Source organism: Paraburkholderia monticola (assembly GCF_001580545.1).
Taxonomy (GTDB): Bacteria; Pseudomonadota; Gammaproteobacteria; order Burkholderiales; family Burkholderiaceae; genus Paraburkholderia; species Paraburkholderia monticola.
In genome coordinates, this window is sequence record NZ_LRBG01000038.1 from 98,990 (window position 1) to 116,205 (window position 17,216).

At 61.1% G+C, this 17,216-nt stretch carries 14 protein-coding genes; 6 read left to right on the forward strand and 8 right to left on the reverse strand.

Features of this window, described 5'->3' with window-relative positions:
• Nucleotides 1–58 precede the first annotated feature (58 nt).
• Both panC and panD read left to right on the forward strand, forming a co-directional pair.
• Nucleotides 59–892, forward strand: a complete 834-nt coding sequence (panC, locus tag CI15_RS27945) for a pantoate--beta-alanine ligase (protein WP_062134471.1) — start codon at nt 59–61, stop codon at nt 890–892.
• Between the two features lie 29 nt (nt 893–921).
• On the forward strand, nt 922–1,308 hold the full coding sequence (gene panD / locus CI15_RS27950) for an aspartate 1-decarboxylase (protein ID WP_062134474.1): 387 nt from the start codon (nt 922–924) through the stop codon (nt 1,306–1,308).
• Between the two features lie 105 nt (nt 1,309–1,413).
• Here panD and CI15_RS27955 read toward each other — a convergent pair whose 3' ends face one another.
• The 3 genes from CI15_RS27955 to CI15_RS27965 form a co-directional block, all read right to left on the reverse strand.
• Nucleotides 1,414–1,866 carry a hypothetical protein gene (locus CI15_RS27955; RefSeq protein ID WP_062134477.1) on the reverse strand — a complete coding sequence of 151 codons (453 nt, stop codon included), beginning with the start codon at nt 1,864–1,866 and terminating at the stop codon, nt 1,414–1,416.
• Nucleotides 1,867–2,163: 297 nt separating this feature from the next.
• Nucleotides 2,164–3,171, reverse strand: a complete 1,008-nt coding sequence (locus tag CI15_RS27960) for a transglutaminase family protein (RefSeq protein WP_062134480.1) — start codon at nt 3,169–3,171, stop codon at nt 2,164–2,166.
• 220 nt (nt 3,172–3,391) lie between these two features.
• Nucleotides 3,392–4,498, reverse strand: coding sequence for a transglutaminase-like domain-containing protein (locus CI15_RS27965; RefSeq protein WP_062134483.1), 1,107 nt, complete (start codon nt 4,496–4,498; stop codon nt 3,392–3,394).
• Nucleotides 4,499–4,793: 295 nt separating this feature from the next.
• Between CI15_RS27965 and CI15_RS38120 the strand changes: the two genes are divergently transcribed.
• Together CI15_RS38120 and CI15_RS27975 are read left to right on the forward strand one after the other, a co-directional pair.
• A complete protein-coding gene (locus CI15_RS38120) occupies nt 4,794–4,985 on the forward strand; it encodes a LysR substrate-binding domain-containing protein (protein WP_062134492.1) in 192 nt (63 codons plus the stop codon).
• Nucleotides 4,961–5,287, forward strand: coding sequence for a LysR substrate-binding domain-containing protein (locus CI15_RS27975; protein ID WP_082814336.1), 327 nt, complete (start codon nt 4,961–4,963; stop codon nt 5,285–5,287). The genes CI15_RS38120 and CI15_RS27975 overlap by 25 nt, the downstream gene beginning before the upstream one ends.
• Nucleotides 5,288–5,352: 65 nt before the next feature.
• Here CI15_RS27975 and CI15_RS27980 read toward each other — a convergent pair whose 3' ends face one another.
• The 4 genes from CI15_RS27980 to CI15_RS27995 all read right to left on the reverse strand — a co-directional run bounded on the left by CI15_RS27980 (nt 5,353) and on the right by CI15_RS27995 (nt 12,025).
• Entirely contained in the window at nt 5,353–6,492 is a 1,140-nt protein-coding gene (locus CI15_RS27980) for a GNAT family N-acetyltransferase (RefSeq protein ID WP_062134496.1), read from the reverse strand.
• 529 nt (nt 6,493–7,021) lie between these two features.
• A complete protein-coding gene (locus tag CI15_RS27985; RefSeq protein ID WP_062134499.1) occupies nt 7,022–9,787 on the reverse strand; it encodes an MGH1-like glycoside hydrolase domain-containing protein in 2,766 nt (921 codons plus the stop codon).
• Between the two features lie 265 nt (nt 9,788–10,052).
• Entirely contained in the window at nt 10,053–11,531 is a 1,479-nt protein-coding gene (locus CI15_RS27990; protein ID WP_062134502.1) for a YncE family protein, read from the reverse strand.
• The gene (locus CI15_RS27995; protein ID WP_062134505.1) at nt 11,531–12,025 is read right to left on the reverse strand and encodes a DUF305 domain-containing protein; all 495 of its coding nucleotides are present in this window, start codon (nt 12,023–12,025) and stop codon (nt 11,531–11,533) included. The genes CI15_RS27990 and CI15_RS27995 overlap by 1 nt, the downstream gene beginning before the upstream one ends.
• Before the next feature lie 193 nt (nt 12,026–12,218).
• Between CI15_RS27995 and CI15_RS28000 the strand changes: the two genes are divergently transcribed.
• Nucleotides 12,219–14,180: an alpha-galactosidase gene (locus CI15_RS28000; RefSeq protein WP_062134508.1), complete on the forward strand. Its 1,962-nt coding sequence runs from the start codon at nt 12,219–12,221 to the stop codon at nt 14,178–14,180.
• Nucleotides 14,181–14,198: 18 nt separating this feature from the next.
• Here the strand turns inward: CI15_RS28000 and CI15_RS28005 are convergent, their stop codons facing one another.
• Nucleotides 14,199–16,067, reverse strand: coding sequence for a beta-galactosidase (locus CI15_RS28005; RefSeq protein ID WP_174543272.1), 1,869 nt, complete (start codon nt 16,065–16,067; stop codon nt 14,199–14,201).
• A gap of 287 nt (nt 16,068–16,354) precedes the next feature.
• Here CI15_RS28005 and CI15_RS28010 point away from each other — a divergent pair, with 287 nt between their 5' ends.
• On the forward strand, nt 16,355–17,164 hold the full coding sequence (locus tag CI15_RS28010; protein ID WP_062134514.1) for a phospholipase D-like domain-containing protein: 810 nt from the start codon (nt 16,355–16,357) through the stop codon (nt 17,162–17,164).
• Nucleotides 17,165–17,216: the final 52 nt, after the last annotated feature.

Genomic DNA, 17,216 nt, shown 5'->3' on the forward strand with positions numbered 1-17,216 from the left:
CGCTTGGAAATGTGAGTGAAACGGACACGGCCTTGATCCACTTTGCGGTTGGCACTCGATGAGGATTATCAGCTCCCTTCAGGAATTGCGCGATCAGTTGCGTGGCCAGAACCGCACGGCCTTCGTGCCGACGATGGGCAACCTGCACGAAGGCCATCTGTCGCTGATGCGCCTCGCGCGTCAGCACGGCGACCCGGTGGTCGCGAGCATCTTCGTGAACAGATTGCAGTTCGGCCCGAACGAGGATTTCGACAAGTACCCGCGCACGCTCGAAGCCGACATCGAGAAGCTGCAAAAAGAAGGCGTCTACGTGCTGTTCGCGCCGACCGAGCGGGATTTGTATCCGGAGCCGCAGGAGTACCGCGTGCATCCTCCGCACGATCTCGGCGACATCCTCGAAGGCGAATTCCGTCCGGGTTTCTTTCAAGGCGTGTGCACGGTCGTGCTGAAGCTGATGTCGTGCGTACAGCCGCGCGTCGCGGTGTTCGGCAAGAAGGATTACCAGCAACTGATGATCGTGCGCAGCATGTGCCATCAGTTCGCGCTGCCGACTGACATTGTCGCAGCCGAAACCGTGCGCGATATCGACGGTCTCGCGCTCAGCTCGCGCAACCGCTATCTGTCGGCCGCCGAGCGCGACGAGGCGCCGATACTGGCTGTCGAGTTGAATCGGGTGCGCGACGCGGTGCTCGCGGGCGAGCGTGACTTCGCGAAGCTCGAACAGGCAGCGAAAACGACACTGGCCGCGCGCGGCTGGCATCCCGATTACATCGCGATCCGCAAGCGCTCGAACCTGATCGCCCCGGGCGCGCAGGACGCCGACGCGAAACTCGTCGTGCTCGCGGCGGCCAGGCTCGGCGCGACGCGTCTGATCGACAACCTGGAAATCTGACGCCGTAACGAAGCCACACAGGATGGGTCATGCAACGCAACATGCTGAAGTCGAAGATTCACCGCGTCACTGTCACTCACTGCGAGCTGCATTACGAGGGCTCGTGCGCGATCGACGAAGACCTGCTCGAAGCGGCGAACATCGTCGAAAACGAACGCATCGACATCTGGAACATCAACAACGGCGAGCGCTTCTCGACCTACGCGATCAAGGGCGAACGCGGCAGCGGGATGATTTCGCTGAACGGTTCGGCTGCGCGTCGCGCGCAACTCGGGGATCTGATCATCATCGCGGCGTTCGCGGTGGTCGACGAGGCGGAACTGAAGGCGGGCTGGAAGCCGGACCTCGTGTTCGTCGACGAAAACAACAGGATCAAGGGCAGCCGCGATCACGTTCCGACGCAGAACTGGACCTGAGGATCAGGGTGAAGCCGTCAAGCACGTCGAACGCGCCGTTGATGATGTTCTGCTCGATGTTGCCCGTGTGCGCCACACTGAGATCGGCGTCTTAGTCGACGGCGATCACGAGGCTTGCCTGAGATCGCCACAAAAGACTTCGGCGGATCCATCAACGGGGGCGCTCCGCACGACCAACGCGTAATCGTTGGAGCGAAGTTTCTGCATCGAGATCGGCACGCGCTTCCACATCATCATCGGTGTGAACTCGCCGAGCCTCACGCGCTGGTTCATGTCGAACGACGGTCGCGCGCCGAGGTGGCCGCAAGTGCCGGGGTACAGGTAGGTGTAGAGCTGCGCCGGCAGCGCGGTGTGAGATGGCAATCCGCTCACGAAGAGTGCGATTTCTGTCGCGTCACCGACCGGTACGAGGGTCGCTTGTCCGCTCTGACCAGAATTTTGCTGTGTCGCGGCAAGAGGTATGTTGGCGATGTCGCCGGGCCCGCTGGCCAATACGGTCTCACATCCGATAGCCAATCCCGCTACTGCCGCCCATTTGAACCATGTCCCGTTGCTCATCGCTCGTCTCCTGCGTCAAGCTGCTGCTACTGAGAGTCGCTGTCATTCAATATAGTCCATTTCGACGGACTCAAAGTTGTCGGAGGGCTGCTGCTGGGGCTCGTGGCCGCTGTGGCAAAGCGCTGCCCAGTCGGCCGTGCTGAAAGTTCCGATGATTGAAGCAATGCCCGTCGAAGATCGTTTCGACGAAGAACGAGTACGACGAAGCTTCATCGCCACGAATCTCGACGTGCAAGTGCGCGACGCCTATAGCCGTCTCGTCTGGAGTCTTGCCGATTCCCGCTTCTTGGGCGACTCTCAGGTCCGGGCGGCCATAGCGCTCTCTGAAGGACGTTCGCCGATCAATTCCAGCTCTGCTGGCCGCTCGATTCGTCGAACGCTGACGCTGACATCCATGCCGATGAAGTCCTGCGCGGCACCGAACCAGGAACCGGACACCGGTGCGGCCTGTTCGGGCTTGCGCGTGTAGGCCACCCGGATCAGGTCAGTACCGCCGACGAGCGAGTTGGTCGGGTCGTACGGTACCCAGCCCGCGCCCGGCAAGAAGACATGCAGCCATGCGTGGGTCGCGCCGGCCCCCACTATGAGCGGCTCGTCGTGGCTTTCGACCTGTCTCGCGCCCTGTTGCAGTGCCGTGTTGCGTACCGCCGGCGGAGTCGGCGTGTCGAGCGCCTGGTCGTACAGATACCCTGACACGAAGCGCGCGGCCAGTCCCAGCCCCCGTACCACTTCCATCATCAGCAGCGCGAAATCCCGGCAGGTACCGCTGCGCCGGTTCAGCGTTTCAGACGGAAGTTGAGTGCCCATGGCGTCACGCGACTGGTACTGGAAGTCGCTGCGAATAGCGGCGTTGATATTGGTCAGGATGTCGCGCGTGTGCGCCGTACCGCGCCGGGGCAGAAACTGCGCCGCCCAGTCGCGCAGCAGGGGCTGATCCTCAGGATATTGCGGCGGCAGGAAGGGTGTCAGGTCGAGCTGATCGTCGTCGGTGTAGTGAAACGGGTAGTGCTCGGCTTCGGGCGCCAGCGGCAACTCCAGATTCTTGACGCCGAAATGCTCGATCACGAAGTGCGCGCGAAGCGCGAGCTCGTCGGCCGGCACCCGCGGTTCGACGATCGCCACGGAATTCGAAAACACGTCCTGCATCCAGTGCTGCGTGCTATGCGGCGACACCGTCAGCGTGGCCGACAACACGCGGATGTCGTGCCCGGCACGCGGCCGGAACATCACGCGGTGCGGCGAGAGCTCCACAGGTTTGTTGTAGCGATAGGTTGTGACGTGCTCGACTTCGAGAAAGACGGACATGTACGATCTCCGGGCCGGTGCAGCAAGGACGAGTTGTCACGCACGGACGCGTTGGTGCGCGCCGTCGAGCCGTCGAGCGGCAGTCGGGCAACTGCGATGCCGAACTTGCACGCCGACACCCCAATGATGCCACTGACCGCTTCACCCGGATTTGCGGTTCGATCGCGTGCGGGTGCTTTTTCGTCGCGGCGGTGTCGGGCGCGGGCCATGCGCGCCTCACTCAGCGTGCCGCCACCCGTATCAACCCTGCCGCTGGATCCGGCTTCGCCAGCGCATCCGTTTGGTCAACGGCGACGCGCCACTTCGGAAACTTCCCGGAGCCGTCGACCGTCCACTGCTCGCCCATTTCGTCGACATACAGCGCATTCGCGCTTCGCCCGGCCGTCGACGCGCGTCGCAGCGCGTCCGGCGCGGCGCGTTCGAACGACCGGCTGCCCTGTTCGTTGAACACTGTCGCAAGCGGCCGACGCGCCTGGCCCGACCGGCTGAGCGGCGTGGTAAGCGGTCCCGCGGGCGCGCGCAGCACCGCATCGGCGGGCTCGCGGCCGGCGAGGATCGCGCCGAGCAGCGCGGACGGCCCGATCGAAGCCGATGCCTGGTTGGCGGTATCGTCGGCGCGCTTCGCGTTCGGTGAATCGAGTGCGAGGGGTTCGCTCGCGGCGTCGATCTGCACGACGAGGATGACGTGCCAGTCGTCCGGTGTGTTGTTGTAGCGCGGTGCGAGCGACACGAGACGCAGCCGCGCGATATCGAAACCCGCGTCGCGCAGCAACAGGTATTTGGCAACGGCGAAATCCTTGCACACCCCGCTTTCGGCGAAGAAACGCGCCGGCGCGTAGTAAGTGCCGTCGGTTCCGTCGCGATAGCGGACCTCGTTGATGAGCGCGTCGGCGAGCAGCACGGCTGACGCATCGCCGGCCTTTACGCGCGCTGCCCGCACCTGCGTAACGAGGCGCGTCCAGCCGGCGGGTTCGCGCGTCAGATGACTGCGCAGCGCTTCGCGCAGGCGCTGCACGCGGCCGATCGCATCCGATGATGGTTCGAGGTTCCTGTCGGCAAGCGGCAGGAGGAACATCAGGTCGCCGACTTGCGCGAGTTCCGGGCGGATCTTGCGATTGGCTTCCCACCACGTTCCGGTGCGCAGGCGCTCGATACCCGCTTTCAGTGCGTGAGGCGTGACCGAATCGCTGGGACCCGCGTCGGGCGTGCCGGACGCATAGCGTTGCGATTCGACCGGCAGGTTTGCGGCGCCCGCGACGACGGGCAAAAGCACCGCGGCCGCGAACGAGCACTGGAGAAAGCAGAGGAGCAATCGAGCGAGCGGCATGTATGAACTCCCGGAAGCCGCACCGGGCGCCGATGCGCCTGGTGTTTCGAAGCCTCCCGATGCCGTTTGCGCCATTCGGCGCACCGCAACGCTGGCTTGAAACCAACATTGCATGCGACGTGCCAATTCGTCGTATCGCTCTACGCCATTGATTAAGCGAGAAATTGTCTATGCGGGCGGGGTGTTGCAAGCGCTCCCGTGACGCTTATCGCCCAACAGACTCGCGGAACCTGTTGGTATTGCCCGCACACGTTGACCTGAGTGATCACCTAAGGAACATACCAGTCCGGAAACCGTGCGCGCCGTCGACGAAGGCAGTGCTGATCTCGGCATCATCGTAGGGCTCGTGAACACGAGGAAACTCGCAGTGATGCCGTTTCGCGACGACAGATTTGTCGTCATCGTGCCGAATGCTCATGCGCTGGCGCGTGAGCGTGCGATTCGTTTTCATCAGGTTTTGGAGTGGAATTACATCGGACTGAACTAGCGCTCATCCATCAGCAATACGTATCGAAGACGGCGCTGCTGCTGGGCCAGAGTATCCAACTGCGCGCACAGGTCGAAAGCTTCGAGGTGGTCTGTCATATGGTAACGGCGGGCGTCGGCGTATCGATCGTGCCCGAATCGACAACGTGCCGGCTGCGAGTTGCGCTGCCTTTCTCCGTCGTCGCGCTCGACGAGCAATGCTCGAGCCATGAATTGAAACTCGTCTCGCGCCTGCGGGAAACCTTGGCCGCGCCTGTGCATCAGTTGCTCGATGCTCTGGCGCGCATGCGCGGTAGTACTTGAATGGGGTATTTCGGCGCTTCGACGATACGGCGGCGTTCATCGCCGAGCTTGAATTTGCGATCCGGTTACGATCGCGACCTGCGTAAGCGCGCCAAAGGCCCTTCGGCAATGAGCCGGCGAAATCTCTCGTACCAACGTTGGAGTGTAAGTGCAACGAATGCCGATCGCCCCCAATGGCTCGTTGCAATCCGGATATCGGCGCAGGTATAGCCAAGTCCCCCTGTCCAATTCAGCTTGAATTTGCTGTCGCCGGGGCCGAAGTCGAGGTCCCGCTCGTTTTCGAATGCCCATTTCAGCACGTATTCCTGCAGTACAGAACCGGGCGACCATTTCGCCTGTGTCGGATCGTACGCGCTCTGCATACCGATCACCACCCGCTCGGCGAGCGCAATGAGGTTCATGGCAATCGGCTTTCCATCCAGGGAGAGAACGAACAGACGAAAGTATTGGTTGAGGGACGGGTCGGTCAATATCTCCCGCAGAAACTTTTGATATGACTCTTTGAAAAAATCTCCGGTTACGCCTGCGCGTGCAGACCACTCGCGCTTCCATTCCAGCATCGTATCGACGCAAGCCAGGCTTCGCGGATCGCTTAATTCGGGGATGAAGAACGAGGTTTCACCGGCTCTATGCAAACGACGCTGATCGTAATCCAGTCTCTTTCTAAAAGACTCAGCCAGATTGGCGCGAAAATGCCCCCACGTTCCGAATTGCAGCAAAGGCGCGTTGCCGACTACGCGCCATTCTCCTTGCGACAGCCACCTGGACTTCGACGCAAATTGGTAAAGCGCGGAATCCGTGCGCAGCATTGGAAGGTTGACGACATCGCTGCTGGAAGACGAGAGCAGCGTGCGCCACGCAGCCTGAATGAGAGACTCCGCGTCCTCTTCGTGCGCGACGAGTAAATGGGACGGTTCGGGTACGTCGTGGGTCAACGGGCGCACCGTGTTCCACAAATATTCGCGATATCGAATTAGAGGCCACACGAACACCATCTGATCAGCTTTTCTACCGACGATGCAATGTGGACTTGCACAGGACGGAATGGCCACTTCGCGGAGCGCGTGAAGGCAATAGAGGAACGACTGAAAGGGATTTCCACGAACGGCATGCCAGAGATTTTCCCATTCTTTCTGCAGCAGTAGGAACGTCTCCAGGTCATTAACGACGGCAAACTCGACACTGGATTGAGTCGACGTTTGCATTGATCGTGGTAGATACGGCGGCATATCCGATGAGTAAATAATTCCGTGTGCGTTAGTGTTCATTCCTTTGGGGGATGGGAGTCGCGTCAAAAATGCCGGGCTGCTTTTTACCTCGATACGATACTTGATGACTCCGAGTCGTTATAAGGTCTTGCGCACATTCGCCACGTATATTCAATGCCTGAGATCGGAATTCGCAAAGTGCAAACCCAATGCGCAGCAAAACCAACCGTGGAAGCGACGGGGATTTTGTCTGGACGAAAGTGGGGAATATCGTGTCAGTGACACCAGGTGGTCTATTGGTGACGATTCTGGACGCTTCCCGCATCAATATGCGATTTCCCACATATCGGTATATTGGCTAACACGCGCTCGTTTAGAAACCTGAGCGATACGACGGGCGCCGCGATTGCATACAAGCCGCATAGCGATCAATACCCGCATAAGTAATGCTGATGAGACGCCAACAAAGCGTGCTGGAGGGTTGTCACATTTTCTGTAATACGTACGAGCCGCCAGCGAATGTGGTCTATCGCGCCATCGACGGCAGCGCGTATTCGGCTACTGGCGCAGCCGTACGCTCGTTTTCGCCAGCGGAATCGGACGCCACATGGGCTAGCTTCATCAATCGCGGCTGAAGCAGTAGCGCGACAAGACCACTCCAGCCCGTTTGATGCGAAGCGCCGACACCACGTCCGTCGTCGCCGTGAAAGTACTCGTGGAAAAGCACGAGATCCGACGAGCGCGGGTCGGCCTGCAACTGCGGATAAGCCGCCATCACCGGCCGTCTGCCGTGCTCGTCCTTGAGGAAGAGGGTAGTGACTCGGCGCGCGAGACCGTCGGCGATCTCGCTGAGCGAGCAACGGTCGCCCGAACCTGTCGGGTATTCGATGCGGAACTCGTCGCCGTAGTAGCGATGGAATTCATACAGCGATTCGATCAGTAGATAGTTCACGGGCATCCACACCGGCCCGCGCCAGTTCGAATTGCCGCCGAATACGCGCGAATCCGATTCGGCCGGCTGATACTCGATGCAGACATGCACGCCATCATGATCGAAAACGTACGGTGTATCGCAATGCACTCGCGACAGCGCGCGCACGCCGTGATCGGACAGAAATTCGTCTTCGTCGAGCGCGCGGCGCAGCAGCGCCGTCATCCGGTATCCGCGCAACAGCGAGAGCAGCGTGGTGTTGCCCTTGCCGGGTTCCGTCCAGCGTGACACGAGTTTGGCCAGATTCGGCCGGTGATCGAGAAACCATGCGAGCCGCTCTCGCAGGCCTGGCAGGTGCCCGTATATCCGTTCTTCGAGCACATGCACGGCGAACAGCGGAATCAGGCCGACGATCGAGCGAACACGCATCGGCACTCGGGTTCCGTCCGGAAGATGCAGTACGTCATAGAAGAATTCGTCGTGGCCGTCCCATAGCCCGGTTCTGCAACCCTCGCTGCAACTGACGGCTTCCGCGATATACAGGAAGTGCTCGAAGAACTTCACTGCGATTTCGACGTACGCGTCGTTCTTCATCGCGAGTTCGAGTCCGATCTGCATCAGGTCGAGCGCATACGAGGCCATCCAGGCGGTGCCATCGGCCTGGTCGATGCGGCCGCCCGTCGGCAGCGGGGAAGAGCGGTCGAAGATCCCGACGTTGTCGAGCCCGAGAAAGCCGCCCTGGAAGATGTTGCGGTCTTCTGCGTCCTTGCGGTTGACCCACCACGAGAAGTTGAGCAGCAACTTGTGGAACATCACTTCGAGAAACGCGTGGTCGCCGACGCCTGTCACTTCGCGGTCGAGTTCGTACACGCGCCAGGTCGCCCATGCGTGAACGGGCGGATTCGCGTCGCCGAATGCCCATTCGTAGGCGGGTAATTGCCCGTTCGGATGCATGTACCGCTCCTTCACGAGCAGCAGCAACTGCTTCTTCGCGAAGTCGGGATCCATCATCGCAAACGCGGCGGCATGAAACGCGAGATCCCACGACGCGTACCACGGATACTCCCACTTGTCGGGCATCGATACGATGTCGCCGTTGCACATATGCCTCCAGTCCGCGTTGCGGCCGTGCCGGCGTCCTTTCGGCGGCTTCGGCTGGCCGGGGTCGCCGTCGTGCCAGCGCGTCACGTCGAACTGGTAGTACTGCTTCGTCCACAGCATGCCGGCGAGCGCCTGGCGCTGCACGAGCCGCGCATCGGCGTCGGTGATGTCATGCTGCAGCGCGGCGTAGAACTCATCGGCCTCGGCGATCCGGCGCGCGAACAGCGCTTCGAAGTCAAGCGGAGCGTCCTCGCGCGGGACACCCGGCAGTGGCGCCGGACGCCAGCGCAGATACAGCACCGCGCGCTCGTGCGGCGCGAACGACAGGGCCACGTGCGCGGCGGCGCGGGTACCCATGTCGCGGCGTATCGCCTGTTCGTTGCCGTCGACGAGGTAATCGTTGAAGCCATCCTTGAACGGTCCATTGCCGGCGATGCCGAAAATGCGGCGCACATTGGTCTCGTTTTCGCAGAAAAGCCATTCGACTGGCTGCGGCGCCGAGGCTGTAACGATCATCGTGCCCAGCGCGGGATTGTGCGCGATCACACGCGCGCCTTCGGCTGAGTCCGGCTCGAGCGTGAGCGACGGCTTGCCGGACTTGCTCGACCACGCCCAGCGGTTGCGCGCCCAGAAGAGCGGCAACGCATGCAACGTCGCGTGCTGATCCGCGCGATTTTCGATGCTCACGCGCATTACTACGTCATCGGGTGTGTGCTTGGCGTACTCCACCCAGACGTCGAAATAGCGGTCGTTGTCGAACACGCCCGTATCGAGGATTTCGTATTCCGGCTGATCGGCTCCGCGCCGGCCGTTTTCATCGATCAGATCCTGATAGGGGTACGCATCGTGCGGGTATTTGTACAGCATCTTCATGTACGAATGCGTCGGCGTACCATCGACATAGAAGTAAAGCTCCTTCACGTCCTCGCCGTGATTGCCTTGCTCATTGGTCAAGCCGAACAGCCGCTCCTTCAGGATGGGGTCGCGCCCATTCCACAGCGCGAGCGACACGCACCAGTCGAGCGGGTCGTTGCCGAATCCGGCGATGCCGTCCTCGCCCCAGCGGTACATGCGGCTGCGCGCGTGATCGTGGGGGAAATAGTCCCATGCGGTTCCGTACTCGCTGTAGTCCTCGCGAACCGTGCCCCACTGGCGGTCGCTCAGATAGGGCCCCCAGCGGCGCCAGCAATCCAGGTCCGGACCATGCAGACGGGATCCCTCCTGCGAGCGGAGCAGATCGTTTGCGCGTAGCGGTGCCATGTGACCTCCCGATCCGGGATTCGACCATTGAACGCAATCAGTGCGTGAGCCTCCGCCCATCCGGTCACGCGTCCGTCGCCGGGCGGTATCTTGATGATAGGCGTCGTTTGGCCTCGTTGCGGTCGGGCGCTCGGGTTGGTCGAGGCGCACTCTCTAGCGATCGCGGGGGCAAGATGTCATCCGACAAATTTCGTGCCTGACTTTCTTCATATGCTTCTTGCCGCCAACCGACGCCTACGTTCCTTCCATCCGACGGTAGACCCGTTTATAGCGACTGCACCTGCACCGGAGTCCCTGGTTTGCCTGACGCCTGCGGGGCGATCACGAGGTAGCGCCGTCTGTCACCGGAGACGCTCATGCCAGGCGTGACCAGCTGACGAATCTGGCCGAGCGCGTTGACGATCGCGGAACCCGCCGGATTGGTCATGAAGTTGGCGAGAACTTGCACGTTGCCAGTGCCGTCGGAATTGTCGGCAAGGCCCAGCACGTAGGGTTGCTTCGGTTGCAAGCCGGTGACGGCGGCCTGGAGGACCTGCACGAGACCCTGATCGAACAACGCGACGGTCGTAGGCGCAATGGCGACGTCGGCCGGTTTGCTCGATCCCACCGGCACCAGCGCAATGTGGGCACTCTGACCAGCCAGGCCGAGCGGCTGCAGGTTTTGCGAGCCATCACCCTCCGGCACCGCGTTCGGCACATAGGTGACCGCTTGCGGCGCCTGCCCGATCGGTATGGTTGCGATGACCTTGTTGGTCAAGGTATCGATCGCAGTCATCGCATCGGCGTTCTCGAGACCGACATAGATACGGCTACCATCGCCCGAAGGCCAGAGCCCATGCGGCAGGTCACCGACCGGAACTGTCGCGACCTGCGAGAAGTCGTCCGTTCGGAACACCTTGACAACATTGAGGCCGCCGACCGTCACGTACGCGAACATGCCGTTGGCGTTATGCACGATGTTGACGTGGTTGGTAATCGGGCCCGTATCGAGTGTCCTGATCAGCGCGAATGGCGGCCTCGCATCGAACACCTGGACCTTACCCACGTCCTTGAGCGTGAACCAGACCTGCTTGCCGTCCGGGGTCGCGGCGATGTCCGGACAGAACGGGCTGGTCTGCCTGAGCGCGCCGACGATCTTGTGGTCAGCCACGGAAACGACCTCAGTCTCCGGATTGAAGGATGAGCAGACGTAACCATACTTACCGTCCGGTGAGAAGATCTGCATGCCAGGGCCAGCTGGGACAGTGATGCGGGTTCTTTCTTCGAACGTCGTCCCGTCGAGTACCGCGACGTAGTTTTCGCCGCGCACGGTCACCCAGACTTCCTTTCCGTCCGGCGTAAAGAAGGCCTCGTGAGGCGAGCGGCCAACGTAGGTCACATGCTTGACGGCGTTCGTCTGCGTATCGATGAACGAAACCGAGTTGGATCCGATGGAGACGACCGCTATCGTGCGATGGTCCGGCGAATAACCCATGCCGTGCACGAGCAACTGGCCTTTGTACAACGGACTGAAATTGCCCGGAGACGGGTCGCCGAGGCGAATCAGGCCGACTAGCTTGTTGTCGGCCGGGTCGATCACCGACACCGTGTTCGAAAACTGCTCGGCAGCGTAAACCCGATCATGGTGGCTTACCGGAATGTCTGGATCGGCGAGCGATCCGGGGGCCTGCCCTGCCCAGGCGAGCTGCGCCGCGGCCAGCGCGGCCACCGACAATGCGATAGCGACATTCGACGTGGTTTTCATCACTGCTCCTCTGGCGGATTGTTCGGCACATTCATTTGCATGCCGCGGTGGGACGTCGGGTGGGCGTGGGCGGCCGGCGTAGAAGCCGGCTCTTGCTGGTCTGGCGCCGGTGCCGATGGCGGCAAGGGTTGCCCGAGCGCGACGCGCATGGCGATGATTTCCTGCTGCTGCTCGACGACGATCTCTTGCGCGATGCGGCGTAATTGCTCGTTGTGTCCATAGCGCAGCTCGGCCTGTGCCATGTCGATGGCGCCTTGATGGTGAGGCACCATCATTGCGACGAAATCACGATCGACGTCACCTGTCGGCTTCACGGACATGCCGTCCATCATCCTTGTCATGGCGCTGTCGTTCTCCGCCAGAAAGGGCGCTTCGTCAGAAGCTGCGGTCTGCAAACCGGCAGCAAATGCAGGCGGATCACAAAGAGCTGCGATCGCAAGGGCGATGACCACGGTCAGGGTCTTTCGCGCGGTACGAGGAATGGTAGTGCGCACGATGATTCTCCTATTGCGATGGGCACGTGTCTCATTGGAGTTAACCCGCCAGATACGATGGTATTCCGTGTGCCTGGCACGTTGTTCGCGTGAGGAACATGCAAGCCTTGCAAACCGCAAAATTCATGCACTTGCTGAATCCACCCGAAGTACGCTATCGATCAGGCACCCTCCCTATCCCGAGGCTTGATCGATGCACTCCGAAGAAACTGCATCAACGCATCCGGGCATACCCGTGTTCCAGACGAATGGTGACCGGCATTCTTTCGGTAACGCGGCGATCACCCTGAACTGGACCGTCATACACCAGCGCCTTGCCGATTTCGCGCTGACCGACGGCATGCATAGGCGTACGCTGCGGGTCACCGCGCCGTTTGCGCTATCGCTGGCCGACGGCCGCACACTAGGCCTTGCCGACCTGAAGCTGCTTGCGCCACTGCGCGAAGACGCGCTGACGCCAAATCCAAAGGCGTCCCGACTGGCCGAACGGATCGCGGGCAGACGCGTGCGTGCCATCCTCGGTGACGAACCGGGTTGCCTGCGGGTGGAGTGGAGCGTGGAGCAACGCGAAGGATCGCAGTACTTGCGCCTGCAGGTGGCGATCACCGCGATCAGCAAGGACGAGCACCTTGCCACCGTTTCGCTGTTGGAGACGCAGGTGCGCGGTGCGCAAACCGCCGGCGAGTTCAAGGGAACACCTGTGGTCGCGGGCAACGTCTACCTCGGATTCGAGCATCCATTATCGGAAAGCCAGGTGCACGGGGACACCGTCAGCTTCACCCTGTCGCGGGTGCTGCCGCTGGAAAAGGGCAAGACCGGTGTCTTCCAGGGGGTGGCTGGCGTGGCGCGCGACGGCCAGCTACGCCGCGATTTCGCGGCCTATCTCGAACGCGAGCGAGCCCATCCGTACCGCCCGTTCCTGCATTACAACTGCTGGTACGACATCGGTTACCTCACGCCTTACACGCAGCAGCAAGCGCTCGAACGCATCGACGATGTCGGCCGCGAGTTGCACGACAAGCGCGGCGTACAACTCGACTCCTTCCTGTTCGATGACGGCTGGGACGACTACAGCGGCAGTTGGCATTTCGGCAAGGACTTCCCGCATGGATTCGTGCCGTTGCGCGACGCCGCCGCCCGCTACGGGGCGTCGCCCGGCGTGTGGCTGTCGCCGTGGGGCGGCTATGGCTCGACGCGGCAGGAACGGGTGAGGCGAGGCCACACCGCGGGATACGAAATCATCGATGGTTGCTTCGCGCTGTCAGGGCCGAAATACTACCGACGCTTCCATGAGGCCGTGATGGCACTGCTGACACAGCACGGCATCAATCATTTCAAGTTCGATGGCACCGGCAGTGCCGACCGGGTGGTCCCGGGCAGTTGTTTCAGCAGCGACTGGGACGCGGCGATTCAGTTGATCGAGGACATCCGCGAGGCCAGGCCCGACACCTTCATCAACCTGACGGTCGGCACCTATCCATCGCCGTTCTGGTTACGCTATGCCGATTCGATCTGGCGCGGCGGCAAGGATGACGACCTGGCCGGCGTAGGCAGCAATCGCGAACGCTGGATCACCTATCGCGACGCACAGACTTACCGCAATGTCGTCGTCAGGAGTCCGCTGTTTCCGCTCAACTCGCTGATGCTCCACGGCATCATTTGCGCGCAGTTCAATGATCGGTTGAACAACGCCCAAGGCGAAGACTTCGCACATGAAGTGCATTCGTACTTCGGCAGCGGCGCGCACCTGCAGGAGCTGTACATCACGCCGTCGCTGCTGGGCGACGGCGACTGGGACGTTCTCGCCGCATCCGCCCGATGGGCCCGGGCAAACGCCGACGTGCTGCGCGACAGCCATTGGATTGGCGGTGCGCCGGATGAGCTCGAAGTGTACGGCTGGGCGGCATGGTCGCCGGTCAAGGCGATCATCACGCTGCGCAATCCCGACAGCCAACCGAAGCGCTTCGCGCTCGATTTGCAGCGGCAACTGGAGTTGCCAGACGGCGCGGCGGGACGATTTCAGACGCGCAGCTTATGGCACGACAATGGCTCGCGTGTTCCACCGGTGCTCGACGCGGACCGGCCGCAAACCATCCCACTCGCGCCTTTCGAAGTGCTCACTTTGGAGCTGGTCCCGGCCGGTGGCGAAGGGTAATGGCTTGCGGTGCCGTCTTTACGATAGCGTGCGCGCCAGTTCTACCGGTTTCGCTTCCATCTGATGCAGATCGAAGATGATGATCTCGTTGTCACCCAGTCTCAGCCACGGAGCAGGACAATACAGCCGCTTTTGTGGACCGATATTCCAGTAGCGACCCAGATTGTTCCCGTTGACCCAGACCACACCTTTGGTCCAGCGATGCATGTCGAGATAGGTATCGCCGAGTGTATCCAGCGACAGAGTCGCCTTGAAGAATAGTCCTGCTTTACGAGGGTTCGCGCAGACGGCGCGCAGGTTAGCGATAAACGCGGCATCCATCGGCAACAGGAAGACTTCCCATCCAGTGAGCGTGTCGCTCGAATCTCCCGCCTCCGTGAGCGTGACCGGTTCGAGAAGGCCTTTCCGGTCGAGCATCGCGTGGCCGTAGTTGACGCGCCCCATGCCTTCGACGAGGATTTCCATTGATACTTCGCGCTCCTGCGACGACGACACAGGCGGCAGCACGAGCGGCGCGTGGTGCATGACATTCAGCGGCTGCGCGTGATGCTCGGGCATCCAGGCTCTCGATACACCGCCCACGTATTGCTCGCCGATGAAAACGGTTGCGTAATCGTGAACCTCCTTGATATCCAGCACACCACCTCGGTAGCCTTGCAGCGTCTTGCGATACAGCGCGAAACCAAACGCCTGGCCGTACATCTCGAACGGCTGTGGGTCGACGGTTTGTGCGGCCGGGAGCGCGGCAGGCAGGTTGTCCCAAACGGACGCGTAAAGTTCCGGCATCAAGGCGCGGCTTCCTTTGCGGCTGATCGTGGGAACGGGTTGGGGTATCTCGGGCAGCGGTGTCGAAAGATAGCGGCCGATGACGCCGCGGTACTTCATGTACTTCGAGGTCGCCACGCCTTGCTCGCTGATGGGTGCCGCGTAATCGTAGCTGGTAATGTCGGGTTGATATTCGCCTGAATCAGCATCGACATTGGCGCCGGCATAGAAGCCGAAGCTGGTGCCGCCGTGAATGACATAGAGGTTGAATGACAGCTTCCGTTGCATGAACGCGTCGAGCGTGGCGGAAATATCCGCGGCCGTACCATTGAAAGTCTCGTCGCCCCAATGGGTGAGCCACCCTGGATACACTTCACCGGCCATCGCCGGGACGGCCGGAAATTGCTGCCGGACCGCTGCGATCTGCTCTGCGTCGCCATTACTCAACGCGATCGCGCCGCCGCTGACGTTCGTGCGATTCTGTTCAAGCTGCCTGATGCCATCTTCGGTATAGAAGGGCCCTTGTATTCCTTCCTGAAGCCAGAGCTGCCGTATCTCTTCGAGGTAAGCCGGGTTGGCGGCGTACGAGCCGAATTCATTTTCGATCTGAATCATCAGGATCGGTCCGCCGCGATTCACCAACAGCGGTTCGATGCACGGACTCAGTTCCCTGATGTAACGAGCCACCGCCGACATGTAGCGAGGATCGTGAGCGGAGTCGGTCCTGAGCTGGATGTCCGGGTCACTCAACAGATACCACGGAATGCCGCCCAGGTCCCATTCGCCGCAAATATAGGGGCCCGGCCGCAGCAACACCCACATCCCCTCCTGCTGACACAGCCGAATGAACGCTTCGATGTCGCGGTTCCCTGTGCGGAAATCGAAAGTGCCTGGACTCGTCTCGTGGTAGTTCCACATGACGTAGAGGGCGATGCAGTTCATCCCCATCGCCTTGGCCATCAGGATGCGATGCTGCCAGTAGTCGGCGGGGATGCGGGCGGGATGCATCTCCCCGCTGCGGATCTGAAAAGGCTCGCCGTCGAGCAGGAAGCTTTCGCCGTCCTGGCTGAAGGAAACGGTATGTGTGGCTTTGCCTGTTGAGGCTGGGGTGTTTGTGTCCATTGATTGCATCTCCCTCGATGCTACCGAGACAGTCCACTTTAACAGCGTGAGCCGGAACAAATGTTCCGTCAGCTTGAACCTGCAATGTCGCGATGATGCCGAGCTGGCGCGACCATTGGCGGGCGAATGGTCGCTAGCATCCGTCGTGCTTCGCTCGCCGTGATGTACTCTGATGTACCGTGGCGCGCGTCCAGTTCGCAAAACGTAGTCGAGGCGCGGCGCCGAATGCGTGCACTTTTTCGGGAGCTTCGTGCTCGAGCGGCAACAACTCACCAAGGAAAGCAACCATGAGAAACGGCTATCGATGGGTATTTCTCCTTGCGGGCGTTGCATTTCTGCTTGCCGCGAGCGTCGTCGACTACGCATTCATCAGCGAATCGGCCAACGGCACGTTGACGCATGGCGAGAAGCTCGCGCACGAGTCGAAGGATATTCTGCTGGCGATCGGCGTCGCGGTGCTCACGGTTTCTCTTGTCGATTTCTTATGGAGCAAGGTGGGTGGAGATCCGCTGTCGACCGAAATCCACAAGCTCAGCCAGATCAACGATCTGATTTCGGATTCGTATAAGACCGGTATCGTCCGGGTTCACACGAATGTCCAGGCGTCTCCAAACAAAAGCTGGAAAGCGTTGATCGAGGCGTCGCAAAAGGAAATTGACCTGACGGGCTATCAACTGCTCGACATCGTCGATTCGGACGCCGCGATGGATGCACTCGCCCTCAAGGCGACCAACGGCGTTGCCGTGCGCGTGTTGCTGCTGCCGGCAACGTCCGCTGCGCTGCGTTACGCAGTGTCGTCGCAGAACCTGGGGGCAATGCAGGCGAACATGAAACACGCGCTGCAGAAATTCCAGAAGTTGCGCACGGGCCTGCCGACGGGGCATCGTCTTTCGATTGCGACAGTCGATGACGCATCCGTGCTGGACGCGTCCGTGCGCCGCTTCGACGGACGCATGCACGTCGTGCACTATCTCCAGTCGATCAACACGTCGGACACGCCCGCACTAGAACTGCTCGACACCGGCAACGCCGATAGCCTGTTCAGAACCTACAAGACCTGGTTTGATCGCTTGTTCACGAACGCAACGCCGGTATAGCGCATCGACGCGAATTGCGTTGGGATGCCGCAATCGACCCGAGGAGAATTAG